At 46.6% G+C, this 19,958-nt stretch carries 18 protein-coding genes and 1 pseudogene; 8 read left to right on the top strand and 11 right to left on the bottom strand.

The window, feature by feature from the left end; all coding sequences use genetic code 11:
- Positions 1–38 precede the first annotated feature (38 nt).
- Both tal and AB8599_RS19740 read right to left on the bottom strand, forming a co-directional pair.
- The gene (tal, locus tag AB8599_RS19735) at positions 39–989 is read right to left on the bottom strand and encodes a transaldolase (RefSeq protein WP_407333435.1); all 951 of its coding nucleotides are present in this window, start codon (positions 987–989) and stop codon (positions 39–41) included.
- A 279-nt stretch (positions 990–1,268) separates the two neighbouring features.
- A complete protein-coding gene (locus AB8599_RS19740; RefSeq protein WP_407333436.1) occupies positions 1,269–2,264 on the bottom strand; it encodes a sugar-binding transcriptional regulator in 996 nt (331 codons plus the stop codon).
- 369 nt (positions 2,265–2,633) lie between these two features.
- Between AB8599_RS19740 and AB8599_RS19745 the strand changes: the two genes are divergently transcribed.
- Positions 2,634–5,204: an EAL domain-containing protein gene (locus AB8599_RS19745; RefSeq protein ID WP_407333437.1), complete on the top strand. Its 2,571-nt coding sequence runs from the start codon at positions 2,634–2,636 to the stop codon at positions 5,202–5,204.
- Positions 5,205–5,250: 46 nt separating this feature from the next.
- Here the strand turns inward: AB8599_RS19745 and AB8599_RS19750 are convergent, their stop codons facing one another.
- Positions 5,251–6,345 carry an anhydro-N-acetylmuramic acid kinase gene (locus AB8599_RS19750; RefSeq protein ID WP_407334439.1) on the bottom strand — a complete coding sequence of 365 codons (1,095 nt, stop codon included), beginning with the start codon at positions 6,343–6,345 and terminating at the stop codon, positions 5,251–5,253.
- A 143-nt stretch (positions 6,346–6,488) separates the two neighbouring features.
- On the opposite strand from AB8599_RS19750, the gene nagZ reads away from it, so the two are divergent.
- Positions 6,489–7,493, top strand: coding sequence for a beta-N-acetylhexosaminidase (gene nagZ, locus AB8599_RS19755; RefSeq protein ID WP_407333438.1), 1,005 nt, complete (start codon positions 6,489–6,491; stop codon positions 7,491–7,493).
- Positions 7,494–7,606: 113 nt separating this feature from the next.
- On the opposite strand, the gene AB8599_RS19760 is transcribed toward nagZ, so the two are convergent.
- A complete protein-coding gene (locus tag AB8599_RS19760; protein WP_407333439.1) occupies positions 7,607–7,906 on the bottom strand; it encodes an ArsR/SmtB family transcription factor in 300 nt (99 codons plus the stop codon).
- A 113-nt stretch (positions 7,907–8,019) separates the two neighbouring features.
- Here AB8599_RS19760 and AB8599_RS19765 point away from each other — a divergent pair, with 113 nt between their 5' ends.
- Positions 8,020–8,928, top strand: a complete 909-nt coding sequence (locus AB8599_RS19765; protein ID WP_407333440.1) for a permease — start codon at positions 8,020–8,022, stop codon at positions 8,926–8,928.
- A 167-nt stretch (positions 8,929–9,095) separates the two neighbouring features.
- On the opposite strand, the gene AB8599_RS19770 is transcribed toward AB8599_RS19765, so the two are convergent.
- Positions 9,096–9,254: a hypothetical protein gene (locus AB8599_RS19770; protein ID WP_407333441.1), complete on the bottom strand. Its 159-nt coding sequence runs from the start codon at positions 9,252–9,254 to the stop codon at positions 9,096–9,098.
- A 651-nt stretch (positions 9,255–9,905) separates the two neighbouring features.
- Between AB8599_RS19770 and maoP the strand changes: the two genes are divergently transcribed.
- The gene (gene maoP, locus AB8599_RS19775) at positions 9,906–10,235 is read left to right on the top strand and encodes a DUF413 domain-containing protein (RefSeq protein WP_407333442.1); all 330 of its coding nucleotides are present in this window, start codon (positions 9,906–9,908) and stop codon (positions 10,233–10,235) included.
- Positions 10,236–10,311: 76 nt separating this feature from the next.
- Here the strand turns inward: maoP and AB8599_RS19780 are convergent, their stop codons facing one another.
- Both AB8599_RS19780 and AB8599_RS19785 read right to left on the bottom strand, forming a co-directional pair.
- A complete protein-coding gene (locus AB8599_RS19780; protein ID WP_407333443.1) occupies positions 10,312–11,775 on the bottom strand; it encodes a lactate dehydrogenase in 1,464 nt (487 codons plus the stop codon).
- 84 nt (positions 11,776–11,859) lie between these two features.
- On the bottom strand, positions 11,860–12,030 hold the full coding sequence (locus AB8599_RS19785) for a XapX domain-containing protein (protein ID WP_407333444.1): 171 nt from the start codon (positions 12,028–12,030) through the stop codon (positions 11,860–11,862).
- A gap of 445 nt (positions 12,031–12,475) precedes the next feature.
- Here AB8599_RS19785 and AB8599_RS19790 point away from each other — a divergent pair, with 445 nt between their 5' ends.
- Both AB8599_RS19790 and AB8599_RS19795 read left to right on the top strand, forming a co-directional pair.
- On the top strand, positions 12,476–12,622 hold the full coding sequence (locus AB8599_RS19790) for a hypothetical protein (RefSeq protein ID WP_407333445.1): 147 nt from the start codon (positions 12,476–12,478) through the stop codon (positions 12,620–12,622).
- Positions 12,609–14,792 carry a hypothetical protein gene (locus AB8599_RS19795; RefSeq protein ID WP_407333446.1) on the top strand — a complete coding sequence of 728 codons (2,184 nt, stop codon included), beginning with the start codon at positions 12,609–12,611 and terminating at the stop codon, positions 14,790–14,792. Before AB8599_RS19790 ends, AB8599_RS19795 begins: the two co-directional genes overlap by 14 nt.
- An 83-nt stretch (positions 14,793–14,875) precedes the next feature.
- On the opposite strand, the pseudogene AB8599_RS19800 reads toward AB8599_RS19795, so the two are convergent.
- From AB8599_RS19800 to AB8599_RS19810, 3 genes and pseudogenes are all read right to left on the bottom strand, one after another.
- A pseudogene (locus AB8599_RS19800) lies at positions 14,876–15,064 on the bottom strand (chitinase); the annotation flags it as partial.
- A gap of 259 nt (positions 15,065–15,323) precedes the next feature.
- Positions 15,324–16,214, bottom strand: coding sequence for an aspartoacylase (locus AB8599_RS19805; protein WP_407333447.1), 891 nt, complete (start codon positions 16,212–16,214; stop codon positions 15,324–15,326).
- A 125-nt stretch (positions 16,215–16,339) separates the two neighbouring features.
- Entirely contained in the window at positions 16,340–16,999 is a 660-nt protein-coding gene (locus AB8599_RS19810) for a pyridoxamine 5'-phosphate oxidase family protein (RefSeq protein ID WP_407333448.1), read from the bottom strand.
- A 94-nt stretch (positions 17,000–17,093) separates the two neighbouring features.
- Here AB8599_RS19810 and AB8599_RS19815 point away from each other — a divergent pair, with 94 nt between their 5' ends.
- Entirely contained in the window at positions 17,094–18,560 is a 1,467-nt protein-coding gene (locus AB8599_RS19815) for a PLP-dependent aminotransferase family protein (RefSeq protein WP_407333449.1), read from the top strand.
- Between the two features lie 41 nt (positions 18,561–18,601).
- Here the strand turns inward: AB8599_RS19815 and AB8599_RS19820 are convergent, their stop codons facing one another.
- Entirely contained in the window at positions 18,602–19,201 is a 600-nt protein-coding gene (locus AB8599_RS19820) for a pentapeptide repeat-containing protein (protein ID WP_407333451.1), read from the bottom strand.
- A gap of 162 nt (positions 19,202–19,363) precedes the next feature.
- Between AB8599_RS19820 and AB8599_RS19825 the strand changes: the two genes are divergently transcribed.
- A complete protein-coding gene (locus AB8599_RS19825; RefSeq protein ID WP_407333452.1) occupies positions 19,364–19,810 on the top strand; it encodes an NADAR family protein in 447 nt (148 codons plus the stop codon).
- The last annotated feature ends 148 nt before the right edge of the window (positions 19,811–19,958 follow it).

Raw genomic sequence — 19,958 nt, forward strand, 5'->3', positions numbered from 1 at the left:
AGCGGCAATAGCCGCTCTTGAAAATGTGTTTTGCGAACTTACAACTTCTCGCGAATCATGACTTCAAGTTTGCCTTGGTCAACCGCGAAATTGCGAATGCCTTCAGCCAGTTTTTCAACGGCCATTGGGTCTAAGTTGTGTTCCCATAGAAACTCAGCGTGGGTCATTGGCGCTGGACGTTCTTTGATTTCAACATCGTCAGACAGCTTCTGAACCACGTCGCCTGTTTCCTCTGACAGCTTTTTCAGCAGGTCAGGGCTAATTGTTAGACGGTCACAACCTGCCAGTTCAAGTATCTCGCCGATGTTACGGAAGCTAGCGCCCATCACGACGGTGTTGTAGCCGTGTGATTTGTAGTAGTCATAAATAGCAGAAACAGATAGTACGCCTGGATCTTCTTCTGGTGCGAAATCACGGCCTTCTTTTGCTTTGTACCAGTCCATGATGCGCCCAACAAATGGAGAGATCAGGTAAACACCGGCTTCAGCACAGGCGCGCGCTTGAGCAAAAGAGAACAGTAGCGTTAGGTTACAGTTGATGCCTTCTTTTTCCAGCACTTCTGCTGCGCGAATGCCTTCCCATGTTGAAGCCAGCTTGATAAGAATGCGGTCGTTGCTGATCCCTGCTTCGTTATACATGCTGATAAGTTTGCGAGCTTTCGCCACGCTACCTTCAAAATCATAAGAAAGACGCGCGTCTACTTCGGTAGAAATACGGCCTGGAATAACGTTAAGGATTTCTTTACCGATGTTAACGGCAAGGCGATCGCTGGCATCTGCCAATTGCTGTTCTTCGTCTTGGCTTTTGGCTTTTGCATAAGTAATCGCTTCTTCAATGAGAGGCGCATACTGAGGGATTTGGGCAGCTTTCAGGATAAGAGAAGGGTTAGTGGTAGCATCCTGAGGTTGATATTTAGCAATCGCGTCAATGTCACCGGTGTCCGCAACCACGGTTGTGAGCTTGCGTAATTGTTCGAGTTTCGTGCTCATCTTATAGACCTTTAATGTAGAGTTTCACCATGACTGCCTAGCAGCCAGCTGCTGCTCGGTGACATTTCTATCAATCTGTTCTGAATAATGTCAGAAACAGACTGAACAAATGCAACGTACCCGAGCAAATGATAGGGTCATATTTCTTGTTTTACGCGACAAAGTCAACGATTTGAGTGGATAAATCTCACGACGATCTCACTCATTTCCCCCTTGATAACCAAATCTGTTGAAAGGGTGCTGAAACATTGCGCAATCCGAGTTTCAGAGAAGTGTAGATCACTGTTCGTTATCGACCATATTTAGCAGTGCCATGGCACAACTTGCACTGGTGGCTAACACGTCAATAGTCTGTGTTTTTAGTGCGCCAAGAATTGACAGCGCTTTTCGGCTTTCACTGGCCATGGCGATGACATTAGGAATGTTGATCAGATCCTGCATTTCTAAACCGACAACGCGATCGCGCATTAACGTATTGGCGCGACTGCCATCCAATTTAAAGAAGTCAAACCCACCAATATCACCCACAATGCCGTCATTGACACGCGCTTCGACGAACTCGCGTGCAGAGAAGCACCCCAGTTTCACCATGTGGCTGTTTTCATCCATATCACCAATACCGACCAAGGCAAATTCGGCTTTCCGCGCCTGATTCAAGGTTTCATTGATATTGGGATGATTCAGAAATACGTCTCGAATTTGTGGGGTATCCACATAAGCTGGCGCATAGAGGGTTTCACTGCTGCCACCGAACTTCTTGGCCAGACGACGGCAGATGTGGTCAGCATTAATGATGTCGCCGCTGCGATGCGTGCCTCCGATTGCACAAACAAACCGTGCGTTTCGATGAGAAACAATGCCCGGTTGGTCAGCGACGGCTGCGACGTTTTGGCCTTGCCCTACGGCGACAACCATGCCGTCTTGCAAGTTACCGTCGAGAAAAGAAGAAACCAAGGTGGCCACTTGAGTCCGTTGCTCTTGCACGCTAGGTTGGTCAAGTGCGATCAACGCGCGTTTGAGATTGAATTTTTCCATCAATCTTTGTTCAAGCTGCGCACTGTGCACAGGGTGAAATTTAACAGTAATCTCGACAATGCCTTCTTCACGAGCACGTCTTAGCAGGCGACTTACCTTGGCGCGGCTGATGCCAAATTTCTTCGAGATCTCTTCTTGAGTGGTGTTTTGTTGGTAGTAAAGAATAGCGATTTCGGTCAGAAGGTTCGTATCGTCCAGCAGGCTCTCAAAGTTGCTGCTCAATGTCCGCGTGGTACTCATTGTCTCGTCCTACTCTGAATCATTCGCTTTTAGTCTACTGACTTTTCCTTTTGTGAACAAATGTTCAGCTCGGTTTCATTTGTTCATGCTGATGTGGGCGATAAATCATATGAACTTTATACTTCACACTGTATTCATGTTTGAAAAATTGGTCATCCGTATCTAGATTGAAACATATCGTTGTCGCTTTTTAGCGGCATAGACGAATGATGGTATGCCACTGTTGAACAGTGGCTTGGCAACTTTATCGCTATATCTCTGATTTGGTTACAGTTTGGTTGGTTAGCTTATGAATGTTTTATCAAAGCCGTATATTTTTGTGTTTCATTTGTTTATCAGTAGCCAAAGTCAGCAAAGCGGAGCTTGGGCATGACATTCCAATCCCTGATACCTAACAGGACGCTTTGGGTTTCTGTCACGCTCCTTGTTGTGTCCTTATTTGCCATCGCAGGCGGGCGATTCGCTGGGCTGTTCCCCTCATTGTCATCCTATGCCGCGAATGTAGGCGTCAATTATGGTTATTTTGTTGATAGCACCAACAGCCATATTCTTGGCTATGTCAAAGACTCAGCGATATTCCGAAACATTGATGATCCCAAAGATATGCCTTGGGAGCTGGGTAAAAAAACCTATTGGGTCAAAATGGACATCGATAACTTTGACTCGGAACATCGATATCTGACGCTTTACTTTGACACTCCAATGATCGACCGACTCAACATTTATCAATATTCACAGGATGGTGAAGAAATCCAGCGCTGGCATTTAGGCGACAGTACCCCGCAGGGATATAGCCAATGGGACATGCCTCCCGCTGTTCAATTTACGCTGGATGGCTTTGAAAGCTCGACCATTTATTTACAGGTGTTCTCGACAGGCATCCCTGTCATGCCAATTTGGTTATTAGACGCCCAAGAATTTCACGTGTTAAGCCAACTTCTGCATACCGTATGGGGGGGCTTTATCGCGATTATGTTGGTGGTTGCGAGCTATAACTTAGCCGTGTTCATTTCGCTGAAAGAACGTGTTTATTTGGTTTATGCAGGCTATGTCACTACAGCCTTGGTTCAGCTTGGCGCTATTCATGGGTTTGGTATTTACTTGTTCCCTGCGCCTCTGCAAACCTTCTTTAGCAACAATATTGTTGCCTTAACTTTTGGCTTGTTCTTGCTCTCTCTTGTCTTTGCACACTTGTATCTCAGAGTTCATAAGAATCAATCTCTGCTTAGGCAGGTCGTTCACTACGGGGTCATGGTGTTGGGCAGCTTGATGCTGATCTCATTCGCTTTACCTGAACATATTTCTGGCACTTTTTTAATTGCGATTCAGCCCTTGTTCTACGGTTTGATTGGTGTACTGATTTGGCGGCGATGGAATGTGGATAAACGCTGGAGCAGCATGTTCATCTTTTCTTGGTTGCCACTTGTCGTTACGGGTATTTTCCCACCGCTGCTTGTGACGGGGATGGTTGAGTACACGTTGCTGACACGCTACGCATTTATGTTTGGCACGGTATTGGCTGTGCTATTTATGGCGCTGGCTTTGGCAGAGCGTTTTCGTCAGCAAAGAGAAGAGTCTGTTTATCAACTGACCCATGATGCGATGTCGGCAAAGCCCAATGCGAATGTGCTGTTGATGGTTGTCGATAAACTGATCAGCAAAAACATGCACTTTAATTTGTGTTGCTTTGAAATTGGACGTTTTTCAAGCCTTGCACCTTATATGTCAGCGGAAGAAAAACTCTATTTCATTGGGGAAGTGTGCGCAAAGCTCGATGGAGCATTAGACAGCGATGCAGTTCATGTCTTGGAGTCGGGCTTTCAGCAACCACATCGGGTTGCTTGCATCAAGGAAGGTCAGTTTGGCTTTATTGTGCTGTCGTCTGATAGTGAGAAAGTGGCGCTGTTATTGTCGAGCGTGATTGATGAACTAGACAGTTATGTGCAGTTGAATCATTTTGCGCTGAGAGTTCAGGGAGCGATTGGTACTAGCTTATATCCCAAAGACGGCAATGTAAGCGATGTGCTCTTCAATAAGGCCCTACAGGCACTCACTGAAACATCGTCTACGGCGAAAAAAGTCCGTGCTTATGATTCGCTGAATAACTTTAACCGTACCTTGAACATGTCGTTAGTTGCTGACCTGAGAAAAGCCATCGACAATGATGAGTTGGAACTCTACCACCAAGCGCAGATCGATTTGCGTACCGGCTCAATACACGGCTCAGAAGTGCTGTTGCGTTGGGACCACCCCAAATTTGGACAAGTGTCACCTGAGGTATTTGTGAAGCTGGCAGAGGGGGTCGGGCTAATCAATGATCTTACTTTATGGGTTATCAAACGGGCATTTTATCAACAAAGTAAATTGATTGAGCTTGGATACAGTCGGCGGTTGTCTATCAATGTCAGTGCATCCGATATTGCGATTCCTAACCTTGTCGACAAAATTGCCGATATCGCCCAGACCTATAATGTACCGACTGGATTGCTGTCTCTTGAGCTAACAGAGTCGACCATGGTCTCTGATTATGATCGTCTTAACAATGTCATTGAGAAGTTGTCAAAGTTTGATATTGAAGTGTCGATAGATGACTACGGTACTGGTTATTCATCACTGACGTATCTGTCACAGTTGCCGTTTACCGAACTGAAAATTGACCGCAGTTTCATTACGGGCTTGCCCAGCAACCCCCGCCAGCAAAATATTGTGAGAGCAACAACGGAAATGGCCAAGTCACTGGGCTTGATGGTTGTGGCAGAAGGAGTTGAAGATCTCGAAACCGCCGTGATACTTAAACGCTATGGTGTTGATATTGCGCAAGGTTACCATTATTCGCGTCCGCTGAGTTTTAGCCAATATTTGCTTTATCTCAAGCGGGTATGCCACCAAATGCCAGTCTCTGTTAAAAAGCCACGTCGGTTGGGCTCTCAGTCTGGTTAGCGCGCAAATTTCGCCCACCAAGACGCGCAATAATTCAAGACGGCGCTCAATCCGGATAATAGATAGCGCCTAGTCGGCATAGACGGCTCGCGCCAGTGACTTCTGGCAAGTTGCCGGGTTCACCTTTCAGTGCCTGACGTGCCAGCCAGGCAAAGGCAAGCGCCTCCATTGAGTCACCATCGACACCCTTGGCATCTGTTGTCATGACTTGCCAACTTGGCAGCGCGTGTTGCAGCGCCTTCATCAGGGTCGAATTTTTCGCCCCACCGCCACACACTAACAACTCTCCTGCGTCGTCATTGCTGAGTTCATTGGCGATTGACGTTGCAGTGAAAGTTAACAATGTCGCTTGTACGTCTTCTGGCGCGATCTCTTGCCCAAACTGTGTCAATTGCTGTGTTAGCCAGCCCTGATGGAAACGTTCGCGTCCCGTGCTTTTAGGTGCGGTTTGAGCAAAGTAGTTGTCGGTCAACATTTGTGTGAGCAGTGCTTGATCCACAGTACCGGAGGCGGCCCACTTGCCATCTTGGTCGTAGGGGGTGTTTTGGTGCTGTAGTACCCAGCTGTCCATCAACATATTGCCAGGGCCGGTGTCATAGCCAATCACCGGTTGGTTTGGTGTCATGATCGAAATATTGGCAATACCGCCGATGTTGAGTACAACACGTGTTTTGTTGTTTTCACCAAACAAGTAGCGGTGGAACGCCGGGACGAGCGGTGCGCCTTGCCCACCCAGTGCCATGTCTTTTCGACGAAAGTCAGTGACCGTGGTGATCCCTGTTAATGCGGCAATGATGTTAGCGTCGCCAAGCTGCATAGTGAAGGGCATAGGGCCACTAGGCTGGTGGAACACAGTTTGGCCGTGGCATCCAATAGCCGTAATACTCTCAGCACGCAGTCCTGTTTCAGCTAAGAACTGATTCACGGCGCTGGCGTAGGTTTTACCGAGGAAATGATCAATAGTGCCAATTTCTTCCAGTGTGACAGGCGCACCTTGGCTCAATGCAATGAGCTTTTCTTTGAGCGATTCCGGAAACGGATACATAGTTTGATGATGCGTTCGGGCAGATTGGTCATCAAAGTCGGCGGCGACCAAGTCGATCCCGTCCAGACTCGTGCCTGACATAATGCCGATGTAAATGCTCACGGATAAGCCTCTTAATGCGTTTAAATCTGATGGCTTAAGTCTCTCACAGTCCTAAGAATTTGGTGATCGAAATTGTGTTGAAGATGTGACTCGTCGTAGTATTCACCTCAGAGTTTATTATCAAGCAGGAGAACACCATGGGCCCATTGTGGCTTGATGTGGAAGGATGTGAGCTAGACGCAGAAGAGCGCGAGCTATTGGCGCATCCAACGGTTGGCGGCGTGATTCTTTTTGCACGCAACTTTCATGACAGTGAGCAACTTGCTGCGCTGAATCAGGCAATTCGAAAAGCAGCGAAACGTCCTATTTTGATTGGTGTTGACCAAGAGGGGGGGCGCGTACAGCGTTTTCGAGAGCATTTCACGTTGATCCCGCCCGCACAATCTTATGCACGAATGCCGGCTGGTGAGGCGCTTGCAAAAGAGTCTGGCTGGTTGATGGCTGCAGAGCTAATGGCGCACGATTTCGATTTAAGCTTTGCGCCAGTGCTAGACAGAGGGTTTGATTGTAAAGCCATTGGTAGCCGCGCATTCGGCGATGACAACGCCACTGTGATTCGGTATTCAGGCGCGTTTATGTCTGGTATGAAAGAAGCAGGCATGGCAACCACGGGAAAACACTTCCCGGGACACGGTGCCGTGCTGGCTGATTCTCACGTTGAAAGCCCAATCGATGGACGTGACAATCTGTTTGAACAAGACATGGCCATTTTCAAGGCTCAGATTGATGCGGGTACCTTGGATGCCATGATGCCAGCACATGTGATTTACCCCCACTATGATGATTTGCCTGCAAGCGGTTCGTCATACTGGTTGAAGAAGGTGTTGCGGGAGCAACTGGGCTTCAAAGGTATTGTTTTCTCAGATGATCTGAACATGGAAGGGGCAACGGTGATGGGGGGGCCAGCAGAACGAAGCCAGCAGGCTTTGAGTGCGGGGTGCGACATGTTACTGCTTTGTAATAACCGTCAATCATCGATTGAAGTGTTGGATAAGCTGCCAATCTCTGAGGTGCCACAAGCCGTCAACTTGGTGAAAAAACATCAGTTTACGGTGAATGAATTACAACGTTCTGAGCGTTGGCGTGACACGGCGAAGAAGGTTGAATCCTTCTATGCGCAGTGGCAAGAACAAAACGCTTAACGCTATCAATGACAATGTAGAATCCAGAACTCAACACTGAGCGACAGGGTGACGCTAGACACGAGTCACCCTGTCGCTAATTCTTCGTAAACGTGCTGTGATTCACGGCCAGGCTAGTTTTTCATCTCTTCGTCAGCACAGCACTCTTCTTGTAAGAAAGTTAGCACACCGTCCAATTGTTCAAACTGAGGCACACAGTAAAGTACACGGCCTTCACGACGTTGAGTGATGAGCCCTGCCGACATTAAGCTAGAGAGATGATGTGACAAGGTAGAGCCGGGTATACCTAAATCATGTTGAACGTCCCCAACGGCTATACCATTCCGACCAGAGCGCACTAAACGTTTGAAGATCGATAAGCGGGTGGGGTGCCCCAACTCTTTCAGTGCTTTCGCAACCGTTTCCAATTCCATGTCATTTACCCTTTGGGAAATTATATTTCGATATTAACAGAAATATCTTGATCACGTCTTCGATGATCTTTATATTTCGATCATTCTAGAAATGTAGTTAATTTAGGGTATTTATGAATACTGACGTTGTTACCTCTGCTTTGGGCATGTTTGCCTTCCTAGCGATAGAAATTACCCTTCTATTTTTGGCCATCAGCTACTTGGTTGGTGTTCTGCAAATGTACATACCGCCAGAGCGCATCCGTAACGTTTTGAGCAGTCAGAACGGTAAAGGCTACGTGATGGCTGCGTTCCTTGGTGCCATTACGCCGTTTTGCTCATGCTCGACGATTCCCTTTTTGAAAGGTCTTATCCGCGCACAAGCGGGATTTGGCACCATGATGGTGTTTTTGTTTGCCAGCCCACTGCTGAACCCAATGATCATTGGGTTATTTGCCGTGACGTTTGGGCTGGAAGTGACGGGGTACTACTTTGTATCGGCACTTGCTGTGTCGATTACCGCAGGATACTTGTTAGAAAAGCTAGGGTTCGAAAAATACGTCAAGCCAGAGGTTTATGCGGAACCGGATCAACGTTGTTGCGGTTCGACATGTTCAGGTTCGACTGAGCCCGTCAACAAATGGATGAAAATTTGGCAAGGCGTATGGAAAGACTTTAAAAAGGCGATGCCCTATATCTTTGTCGGTGTTGGGGTGGGGTCGCTTATCTATGGAGCAATTCCGACCGACTGGATAGCGTCATTTGCAGGTGCCGACAATCCGTTTGCGATTCCATTTGCTGCGATTGTGGGTATTCCATTGTACATCCGCGCAGAAGCCGTGATTTTATTAAGTGCGCCGCTTGCGGCGAAAGGCATGAGTATTGGTGCGATTGTGGCGTTGGTGATTGGGAGTGCAGGCGCAAGTTTAACAGAGGTAATATTGCTCAAATCAATGTTTCGCAACCAGATGATTGTGGCGTTTTTGACTGTGGTGTTAGGAATGGCTGTTGCAACAGGTTACAGCTATGGTTTGCTGTTTTAATGCGCGATGTAGGCACAAGACAACAAGCACATAGCACATAACCCACACGCTAAGCGGTATTAGCTGCTCAACACATAGGTTGAGACAAAGGTGACTTCAACATAAAACAATAAAAGCCAGGGAAATTCGTTTCTCTGGCTTTTTTCATCAATTAACTTTCTACGTCATCAATCGAACGGGTAACCCTCATGCGCAGGTCGACCCTGTCGCGGCTTGCGTCGCTTCTTGTCGCGTTGAGCAAAGTCGGCAAATTCGTCGTTGAACTTAGAATGTGCTTTATCTTTTCGAGTTGTGTCGTTTTTCAGCCACTGTTCCCACTTGGCCATCTTAATTTACCCTGTTCGTTTTCTCGTTACTTTGGAAACTTACCACCGCTAAAAGCTCTCGTTTTTAACGGGCTAAGACTTTGTCATTCAAATATAACCAAAATAACATGACATATTGATGAAGTTTCTTTGGCGTTTCCATTACGCCAATTCCAAGTAAGCATAAGTCCATACCACAAATTAAATACAACGAAAAAAATCATTGAGCTTGATTAGAAAATTCGATTGAACGGCGGGGTGTCTTACATTTTTGAGACACATGACTCATTGAGATGTGATGATGATGTATTGATCGTGATGAATTGGCTGAAAGCCAGTAAATTTGGGCGTTTTTGGGAGCTTAATGTCCTGATTTAAAGTGTGACGAGAAGCTGAAAATCGAAAAAAACGAGTGTAATTTTTGTCAGGGAATGACGTTTTTCACATTGTTACAATAACTTACTTTATTCGTACTCGACCAAAGAAAGTTTAACGGCTACCTTACTAACAAAGTTCATCACCAAATAGGTGTTTGATACTCGACAGAATTCAAAAACACCGCTATAACGCATAGAGAATCGATTTTCTTTGTTGTCAGGCTAATAATATTTTTCTTTACACCTTAACCGTTTAATGAAGAATATTGCGCAAAGTATGTTAAGGAGTTAAATAATGTTTAGTGGTCAAAGGTTTTTTGATGACAGGCATTTTCCAAAAGGTTTCGCTCGATCTGGCTATTTTACTATCAAAGAATCGCAGCTTTTGGAAACCTGTGGACGCACCATGAAAGCACTGTTTGAGGGTGTGATGGTGCCGCAAGACGAAGAGCAGCAAAAGTTTGTCGACGAGATAAACGGTCGTCGCGCTGCTGAGTCACAATACGCGCTGTGTTGGTTGAAGTATTTAAAAGAAATCAACCATAAGCATGTTGTGTATAACTTGTGCTCTACCTCTCGTAGCGGTGCTGTTGAAGATTACTCTGAAGCTGAAGCAGACGAATAAGCAACATCCCTGGGTAACCTCAACAGAAAGAAAAAAGCGAGCATCGAGCTCGCTTTTTTGTTTTGTTGACGAAAGATTACGCCAGAAGTTGTGCCAATGTGTAGGGGTGTCTCGTCAGCCCAAGAGCTTGTGCTGGCGTTAGTCCTTCACTGTTTTGATGGCACAAGTTGCTCCAAGCACGGAAGATATCCAGCAGAGGTAGCAGGCCTCCCGGTCGAAGTCGCCGTCTTGGCTCGTCAATCAGAGAACGAAAATTCACATGGAAGCGCGCTTGATACTCTTCCAGCATAAAGGTGCTTGCACACTGGAGCCACTTCTTTTCCGTTCCTGTTTCACGACCAAGGTGACATATTGCTTTGGCCGCTTCGCCCTTCTGTGTTAATGCCCAGCGATCACGCCACCAGCTCAACAACATGATGTCAATGTTGTCCGCGGTATCGTTTTCTTGCCATTGCGGTGTTTGAGCAACGTAGACGGGATGACAGCGTCGTTGTTCCATTCTTTCTTTAAAGACGCTAATGACTGCCGAGCGAAGCAAAGGTTCTTGTGGAAGATAAAGTGTCAATTCACCCCAGTGTTCAATCAGTTCCTGTAAACGCAGGTACTGCGCATATGCGGTGTACTGAGGGCGGATCAGGCAACCTTTTGATGGGTAATCCACATTGACTGGGCGCGTATAAAAGTCTTCAACATTGCTGCGAGACATGACTTCTTGGTATTTGGCATTCACTCGATTGAGTAAATTGTCACTGCTTGGCTCACCGACTTCAGCCAAGTGAATAAAGTTATCAGGCATGCGTCGAGAATTGGGCGTATATACGTCTGCTTCCTCATCTGGCTTTTCTTCATCCGACGAGTAGTTGATGTTTTGTAGCAGCACGTAGCCTTGGGCTGCATCCCCTGTCGCAAGCCACATCACGCCATTGTCACTTCGCGGTTGCAATGGTGCAAATGTTGAGGCCATCGGTGTCTCTTTGGCTTGCTGCAGAAAGCGTGCGTCAACACTTGCCAACTTGTTACGACAGCGTGCCGCTATTTGATCCAAGTGGTCATAGAATGTCTTGGGGTTCATGTCTAATTTGCGGCAAATTTCTCTGACCGGGTGGCCGGTGAACAATAAACCCAGAAGTTTTTGTTGTACTTCTGACTTTGAGTTAGCGTTCGACCATTTATCCACAAAGGTAGATTGGCAATGCTTGCACCGGTAACGTTGGCGTTCGCCGCTGTATCCGAATGCGTGATAGAACTCGCGATGAGTAAGTACAGGCTGGCCGTGGGCAATACAGCCTTTTGTTCCGCAAGCGGCTAAATTGCCTGAGTCTTGCGTTTTAAGCCTTGTAAACTCGCATTTTACTGCTTGGTTGTTAAGGAGAGGAGGAAAGGCGCCACACTCACGACATACCAGACCGGGACGAGACGGATCAGTATCTTGAAGCAAGTAGTACTTCGCATCACTCAATCCAAAGTTTCGACACGCCAATGTTTTACAAAAGTTGAGTTGTAACCCATCTGCCGCCGGCGGTAGCTTCCCTGTAGACACCAGTCCTCCTCGAGTTTTCTTACGTCTTTAATAGAAAATACAAACTGTCACACGCTTCGCTAGATATGTACTAAACAGCTTTTTTCAAGAAAAGAACCGATCAATCATGGCGTGATAAGCCACACCACCTAAGTAAATGCCGACAATACCCATAATGCCGGAAATCACTGGCGGCGCCGGTAATGGCAATTTGATTGCGCTGAAGAAGAAACCCACAACAGCGCCTGCTAAAACGGCCAAAAGAACTTCACTCATCACAATCCCTTCCCTTCTTGTCACTCACAGCATGTTTTTAATTGTGTATTTGCTGTTAACGTTTCTGACCTCAGTCTATGAGACCCGCAACATGCTTCAGCAGATCGGGATCACATTCGTTGGTATTCCATTTGGCTTTTCGTCTCTAATTTACCATTTATGTTGATTAAGTGATCTGGATTTTATTTCTGTCAACAAAATACCGGATTTTAGTGGCTGCGCCTTATCGCTTTAAGTGGATAAACTTCCTCCCTATTTTTTCTGTGCCAATTCTTCATTTAATGAGAAGACTTTTAATTTCAATCTATTAGCTTGGTCAATGACGACTGACTCTCTTCCATGTCAATCCTCGCTTATTTCCACAGTAAAACTAAGCTTTATTCATCATCTCATTATTAAGATGAGTGTATCGATTGTATTCCTTGGCCTGTAAGTAGGGGTAGGTATGAAAGGTGTAATAAGACTGGCGTGTATTGGGGTGTTGTGCAGCGTGATCTGGGGATGCGGAGATAGCGGTTCAGCAACTGCCACATCTACGAGCAGTTTGAAACTGCCTCAGCAATTGGAGGTCGTGACCAATGAAGATGAATAAAGTGCTGTATCTTTGCGTTTCTGCATTGTTTTGGTCAGGTGTTTCAGGTGCGGCCTTCAATGAAGCGGGAACAGAGTACTCATTGTCAGAGACGAAGAACTATGTGTGGAATGAAGCATTGCAGCCGATTGAGTTAGTTAACAGTATTTTGTGTTTTACGGCACAATTTAATGTTACGGAATTTGCCAATGAGGGACCTTATCTCGTTTTGGCTGATGAAGGTGCGTGTTTCGATGACAGCGATGATGGCTCAACAGGCCAATCTTCTGGTGCTAGCAATACCCCTTCTTATCTAAAGGCTGTCGCTAACGTGACGCGAGAATCCGATTCTTCACCTTTGATCGCCAATGTTTGGATTCCGGAAATGGCGGCAGGCTCAGGTGAACAGGCCATTCGATTTAAAGCCGTGATTTCGGAAGGTGCTTCGAGCACGGATCCTTTTGGTCAGTTTACTTTTAACTTTGAGTTCTTTGATAACTTTACGAATTTGACCCCTCAAGGTGGCGGTGAAGTACTCACCGTGGATTCTGTTGCCGGTTCAATTGGTTTTACCTTGTACGAATCGAGTCAGCAGGGCGCGCAATCTTACACCCAAAGTGCCAGTGTGGTGATGTCTAGCGATCGCACCGATGGCATCGCGCTGACCTCTTCAGACAATGGCGGCGCTTACGCATTGACGTTTAGTGCCAGTAATGTGCTGCTCCAAAATGCCAGTGACTTTGATAGCTTGCCTTACAAGTCGGGTGATAACAGTGGCACGTGTTTGAGCCGTACTCAGTTCAACAGTGATGTCCATCGGTATGATTTATATAATACGGTTTCGGGCACGCAAATTGATGTGAATGCGGGTTTCCCTATTCGATATGCCAGTGCAAACAATGCCAACTATGATAGCTATGGTTATATCGGGTATTGGGGTCTGTGGTCTGAAGTGGAAGGCGCGGTCACTAACGGGGAAACCGTGGTTAGGAATGATGGGGGTGTAGAGACGCCCTATACGGTTGTGACGGCCCCTGGGCGATTGATTAAAAACACGGTTAAAACACTCAATCTATCTGCTGCAAGAGGCGTGAATTTTAGTTATTGGGATAACACCGTTTTCAGTGATAGCAGCTTTGATCAATGGGTGGTCAAGTATCTCACTGCAGCACAAGACAGTGTGGGCTCTGATGGCTTCTATAAAACTGGCAAGCTGAGTTGGGGGCAAAATGGCCCGACGATTACGGCATTTGGTCCGACTCAAATTGTGTTGTCGAGTAATGAATCCTTGTACATGTATTCAGAGCAACTTGGCGGTGAAGTGAAGTACCTACAAGGGAAAACGGCGCTGACCTACTATGAACAAAGCTTTATCAACGGCAGTGAAACAGGAGCGGGTGAGTTCCTTAATGGTGGGTCAGCCACTTTGTACTGCTATGACAACTGCCCCATTGGTACGCTCGCTTTGGGGGATCTAACCAACTGGAGTGGGTCGAGTAGCCCCTTTGAAACCGCAAGCGGTCCGCATAACTTTACGTTTAGTACATCCGGTGTTAATTCTTTGACACTGGTCAGTTCAAACAGCAGTGAACCGGTGCGCTATGATGCATCGCTCACCCAATCAAATATCAATTCAACGCCGCACAGTTGGGGAGTGCGAAGTGGGCCTATGGTGACATCAACGGTAACGAATTCGTATGACATTTATGACCCTGCTGTCGTGACGGAGTTTTACGTCTGGGAAACGGGCTTGCAGCCTTGGAACCAGCTGACGGCTATCAAAGACGGAAGTGGGGGTGTTGTTAGCTTTGATAAGCCACTTCAATTTACCTATTCACATAGCGATGCCAATGACAGGTCGGGTTCGGCGGGTACGTTTGCAGGACAGACTTTCTTGATTAACTATGGCGGCAATGGCGATCTGTGGGGCATTCCGTATACACAAAATGGAGAGCGCTATGTCCCGCAATTTTCGCTATCAGATGCTGTGCTTATGGGTCCCTCAAACCAATATGTGATTAAAGCGCGTGAAATCGAACAGACCATGCAATCTGCGCCGGGACAATGCAGTGCGCTGACGTTATCCGATCCTGCGGTGGCAGTACCTACATCCGTATCAGGTTCAGCAGACATTGGCGACATGCCAATAGTCGAGGGTGAACCGTCGGTGATCGCTGGTGTGACACAATAGCGCCGCTGATTAATATGAAAAAAGCGCCAGAGTGTGCTCTGGTGCTTGTGTATTTTAGTCCATCAAGCGATGGCTAAATGCCACCGTGCGTCCGTCACGCTGCTAAATACAGGTTTGCCTTCAGAGGGTGGCGGTGGTGTTTGACCATGAACAAATGGGCCGTAGTCTTTAATGAACTGTTCGTTGTACTGTGAACCTGCGGCATTTGTGCCCATGTCCCAGTTAACAGACCATGTCATCACACCACGGAGCGGTTGCCCTTGCTCACGAAGCGATTAAGACTTAAGCGAGTAGATACAAATTATTTCCACGTAACTCACTGAAAAGGCTGGGGTATTTTAGGGTTTGTTAGTAGGGGAAATATCAGGGTAATGACGAAGTAATGTCAGGGATAACAATATTGGATAAAGAAAGTGCAAGTGTATATTAATAAATTAGACAGTAGTGCCGATGGTTTTTTGTAAAATCAAAAATCGAGGAGATAAATAGATAGCGCAGATTTCAATCTGCACTATCTATTTTTGAATTAAGTTAGCGAATAACGTCAATGCTTACTTTTTTCCCGAGCGACATTGCCAAATTATTGTCGTAATAGGCGGCTTCATTAATAAAGTGCGGATAGGCTTCATAGTCACCTTCCCAATGTACTTCACTGCCATCAAACAAGGTAAAAATAGGGTCACCATTGTGCAGGGGAGTGAAATCGGCGTCCTGCACATTTTTATGTACCATGCCAATGCGCTCGCCGTTTTCGTCTTCAGGCAATTTCAGCGTTTCTTCGTAGCGATACGCAGAAACCGTGGCTGGCAATTCAGGGACAGTATCGGTGTTAAACAACTCCACGAAATCGAGAATGTGCGTTGTCATGTTGTCCATCCATTCCAGCACATCTTGTCGGATAACAGATTGCGGTTGAGGACCCACTTCAATGATGATGCCTTGCTCTGCGATCGAGCACAGGAAGTAGTGTTCTTCAATCGTGCATTGGTCTTCAAACAGAATGACGGCGTTATCCATTTTCGATGCAACATAAGCGGCCAATTGTGTATTGAACGCATCGCATTTAAGCAAAATCAGGGTTGGCCCCATGTTGCTGGTGGTGTTGTGAAGGTCGATCACCAAATCTGTGCGCGCATTGCCCTTAGGGCCAAGTTGAGCATTGATGACTTTGGCACGACTTTGTTCGTAATTACTCAGTTCAGGGTTGGCAAGGTCGGCTGGAATGAACTGACGATTTAAGTCGCAATCAAGATAACGTTTGTTGTCTCGATAGGCATTAGGGTTGGCAAAAAGGGTTTCCGTTTCGAAGCTGTCGCGATGGATCAGCGCAGGGGAAGCCTGCCACTTTTTAAGAAGATAAATCCCGCTAAATTCATTGCCATGGGTACCGCCAACAATAGCTACCCGATTAAATGTGCTCATCCTTGTCCTCTCCTGATAGACGAAAAATCAATATATCAGGGAGATGATGAATCCCCAAGTGCTTCCCAAGACTTGGGGGGGGCATAATTATGCAGCAGGGTATAGCAGGATGCAGCAGGGTGTAGCTAAGCGTTGTGCCAACGGCCTTCGTACGCACTGGAGTAGTCTGGCACGTCGATGACTTTGTTGTCAGACGTTGGCTCTAAAGGCCCGACCACGGTTCTCATGGGGAGAATGCCTGCCCACACATCCAGATCCATGTCTGCCAAATCATCGTTCACGCCGTGACGCCCAATTTTCACCGAGGTTTCATCCAGCGGCATGACCAGCATCTCTGTCGCGGTAAGTTCCTTTTCGTTACTCGGTCGCGCTTGTTTGCTTCTTCCTGGGGCGATTTGCTCTAAAAATGCATCTAAAGCCACGGATTTCTGTGCGTTATCTTCAACGGTTTCAAAGCGACCGAATACCATGGCGCAGCGATAATGGGCACTGTGATGAAACGCGGAACGTGCAAGTACCCATGCATCAAAAAGGGTAAAAGTGAGGCAGCAGTCTGCACCATTTTTTAGATGTCTGATCATCGGACTGTTCTTGGCGCCATGAATATACACATGGTTACCAACACGCCATGCCAGCATAGGGATCACAGTCGGACCCCGTTGGTCATTGAATGCCACGTGCGCGAGTTTTGACTCATCGATAATGGCATAAAGTGCATCCTGATCTTTGACGGCTTTGTGTGCGGCTTTTTTAAGTGTTGTTCTCTGTGTTGTGCTTAACGTCATTGTGTGTTCCTTCACCATTTCACTTTATGTTGGCAATTTACCCATAAACTGGCACCCTACATAGAGCCAGTTTAATTAACTTAATGGATCCAATATGCCGTTAATCGATATCGGTGACTTGACCTTGAATGTTGATATGCCCTCTAAGCAAAGCGCTTTGTATTCAGCTATTCAGGAGAAAATTTTAAGTGGAAAGTGGCCAACCAAAGCCAAGTTGCCATCCTCGCGTTTATTGGCACAAGAACTCGCATTAAGTCGCAATACCGTCACGGCGGTCTATGACCAACTCAAAGCGGAAGGATATATCGAGAGCCGACGTGGGGCGGGTTTTTTCATTCAACTACTGAACCCAGAATCGTATCTGCTTACTCAGCCTATGCAGCCTTTAAATGCTGCGCCAAGTGCTGAGACAAAGCCTGCATTTGATGTGAAACTACGTAACCGTCCGTTTGCGACTGGCGTGCCGGATCTTGCGCAGTTTCCTTATCGAAAATGGGCAAGAACGCTGCAATGCCATGCCGATCGCATGATCCTTTCGGGTCAAAATGATATTCAAGGCAGCGTGAATCTTCGATCGGCATTGAGTGAATACCTCTCTATGAGCCGTTCCGTTGATGCCCCTTCGCACCGCATTATTATCACTCTCGGCGCCCAGCAAGCCCTCTACATTGCCATGAATGCTGTGCTAGAGCAGGACGATAAGGTGATGATGGAAAACCCCGGCTATGTGCAGATGCGCAAAGTGCTCAATCGATGCGGAGCAACACTCTCTTATCTGCCATTTTCTGCTGATTCAGGCGTTGATATTTCGGTGCTGGGTGGTTTTGAAGGAAAAGTGGTCTATCTCACACCCAGTAATCAATATCCCATGGGCTGCAGTATTGACACTAACAGTCGCATGAAATGCATTGATTGGGCGGTGCGTAAAAATCGCTGGTTGATTGAGGACGACTACGACAGTGAATTTCAGTTTGCCAACCGTCCGTACCCTTCATTGCAAGGACTAGCGGCTAAGTTTTATGGTGCGAAAGCCAATGTGATTTATATCGGAACATTCAGTAAAACCTTACTGCCCGCGCTCCGTGTTGGGTACATGGTGGTGCCAGAATCACTGGTTGATACATGCCTAAGCATTAAAGATGCCATTGGTGGCGATACCCCCATTCATGTGGAAGAAGCACTGGCAGAATTCATTGCTAATGGCGACTATTTGCGCCATATCCGCAGAATGCGGCATCTTTATCAGGGTAAGCATCGATTTTTCGTTGAGCAATTGCGGGAACAGTTGGGCGACCGGATTGAAGTGCTTAGCCAAGAAGCAGGGTTACACGTGACATTTCGCTGGCAAGGCGGCTCAGATGCCGCCACTGTGAAGCGAATGCTAGAGGCACAAGGCATTACCATCCGTACCTTGGATTATTACTGCGATCCGGACACGGTGGATGGCATGGAGCAATGGGTTCATCGCACACTGGTCGCCGGTTTTGGCAACAGTTCGCTGGAAGACATTTCACGCGGCATACACGCTCTCGCCAAATGCCTATATATGCAAACATCTTGAGGTTGTTTGGGTATAACCGCGTGTTGTAACGATTAACGCTGCTAGTCCACCAACTCGATGCCGAGCGCTTCGAGCAGCCCCAATGCTTCATAGCGAGAGAATTTTGCGGCGTTAACGTTGTTGTCTAATACGCTTAACGAGACGTTGGTCGATTCGGTGAAATCGGCGCTTTGGAGGTTGGTTCGCATAAACACGCTGTTGGTGAAATCGCAGTAGGTCATGGATGAATGGCTAAAATCACCGTCTCGAAAGTCTGCGTCATGCAGTTTGCACTCTTTGAGTGTTAACGCACGAAGGGTTAAGCCAAAAAACGAGTTGTCATTCATGATGCATTGGGTAAATGCCATATCTGCATCCACAGAGTACGTTGGCCATTCTGCAAGCGTCCAATCAACACCCACCAATTTACACTCAACAAACTCGATGTCTGAGAAACGTGATTGACGCACCTTCATCAAACTTAGGTTGCAACGACGAAAGGTACAGTTAATGAATTTGCATCCTTTGAACGTCGCTTCAGACAACTGACAATCACGAAATTCGCACTCTTCAAATTCAGAGCCTTCAACCTGTTGCCCGGTGAGTTCAAGCTTATCGAAAGTGTGGTCATAGTATTCAAAATGGCTTTGTAATTTACTCATGTTCTTCTCTATGGGGAGTGTGGTTTGACGAACCAAACAGGGTGAGACCCGAAACGTAAAGCGTTCTGTTTTTCACCACAAAATGTCGCTTTTTTCTATGGGGAACGATTATGGTTTATTGCTATTGTTATAGACAGCCCATATTAAAAAACAGGCTTTTGAATGACAAAAAACATCATCAATTTTTACGAACCGGACGCGCTTTATGGCTTTCTCTCCAATTTTTATGCGGCGCCTCTGCGTATAGAGAAGGAAACATGGCTAACGTCGGAACACTATTATCAAGCCTGCAAGTTTGATGACCAAGCATTGCGTCGAAAAATTCAACGTGCAGCAACCCCTGATGAAGCATTCATATTGAGCCGTGAATTTGAGTTTCAGGTCAAAACGGATTGGCTAGATAGACGTTGTGATGTGATGCGCTTTGTTGTTGAGCAAAAATTTCAACAACATGTGGACCTCGCTCAGAAATTGGCGTCAACGTACCCAGCAGTTCTGGTTGAGCGCTCAGATTGTGATGCTTTTTGGGGGGCGGGGCAGTACGGTGATGGTCTTAATAAACTCGGTGGTATATTGATGGACGTGAGGAGCAAGATTCTCATGCAATAGTCAACTTGAATATGCCAAAAAACACAGCATTTTGAACCATTCCCTTTGATGAAAATGCGTCAGTTTTCGTCTGTTTTCTGCTATGAATTCCCCGCAAATTCTGCCTTTATGTGCGCCATTCAATATCATAGAAAAATGACTAAAAAAT

Source organism: Enterovibrio litoreus, assembly GCF_045679545.1.
Lineage (GTDB): Bacteria > Pseudomonadota > Gammaproteobacteria > Enterobacterales > Vibrionaceae > Enterovibrio.

Excerpts from the sequence above, each read along its gene's own strand:
- tal (WP_407333435.1), bottom strand. The coding sequence starts at position 989 with ATGAGCACGAAACTCGAACAATTACGCAAGCTCACAACCGTGGTTGCG.
- AB8599_RS19740 (WP_407333436.1), bottom strand. The coding sequence starts at position 2,264 with ATGAGTACCACGCGGACATTGAGCAGCAACTTTGAGAGCCTGCTGGAC.
- AB8599_RS19745 (WP_407333437.1), top strand. The coding sequence starts at position 2,634 with ATGACATTCCAATCCCTGATACCTAACAGGACGCTTTGGGTTTCTGTC.
- nagZ (WP_407333438.1), top strand. The coding sequence starts at position 6,489 with ATGGGCCCATTGTGGCTTGATGTGGAAGGATGTGAGCTAGACGCAGAA.
- AB8599_RS19760 (WP_407333439.1), bottom strand. The coding sequence starts at position 7,906 with ATGGAATTGGAAACGGTTGCGAAAGCACTGAAAGAGTTGGGGCACCCC.
- AB8599_RS19765 (WP_407333440.1), top strand. The coding sequence starts at position 8,020 with ATGAATACTGACGTTGTTACCTCTGCTTTGGGCATGTTTGCCTTCCTA.
- AB8599_RS19770 (WP_407333441.1), bottom strand. The coding sequence starts at position 9,254 with ATGGCCAAGTGGGAACAGTGGCTGAAAAACGACACAACTCGAAAAGAT.
- maoP (WP_407333442.1), top strand. The coding sequence starts at position 9,906 with ATGTTTAGTGGTCAAAGGTTTTTTGATGACAGGCATTTTCCAAAAGGT.
- AB8599_RS19785 (WP_407333444.1), bottom strand. The coding sequence starts at position 12,030 with ATGAGTGAAGTTCTTTTGGCCGTTTTAGCAGGCGCTGTTGTGGGTTTC.
- AB8599_RS19790 (WP_407333445.1), top strand. The coding sequence starts at position 12,476 with ATGAAAGGTGTAATAAGACTGGCGTGTATTGGGGTGTTGTGCAGCGTG.
- AB8599_RS19795 (WP_407333446.1), top strand. The coding sequence starts at position 12,609 with ATGAAGATGAATAAAGTGCTGTATCTTTGCGTTTCTGCATTGTTTTGG.
- AB8599_RS19805 (WP_407333447.1), bottom strand. The coding sequence starts at position 16,214 with ATGAGCACATTTAATCGGGTAGCTATTGTTGGCGGTACCCATGGCAAT.
- AB8599_RS19810 (WP_407333448.1), bottom strand. The coding sequence starts at position 16,999 with ATGACGTTAAGCACAACACAGAGAACAACACTTAAAAAAGCCGCACAC.
- AB8599_RS19815 (WP_407333449.1), top strand. The coding sequence starts at position 17,094 with ATGCCGTTAATCGATATCGGTGACTTGACCTTGAATGTTGATATGCCC.
- AB8599_RS19820 (WP_407333451.1), bottom strand. The coding sequence starts at position 19,201 with ATGAGTAAATTACAAAGCCATTTTGAATACTATGACCACACTTTCGAT.
- AB8599_RS19825 (WP_407333452.1), top strand. The coding sequence starts at position 19,364 with ATGACAAAAAACATCATCAATTTTTACGAACCGGACGCGCTTTATGGC.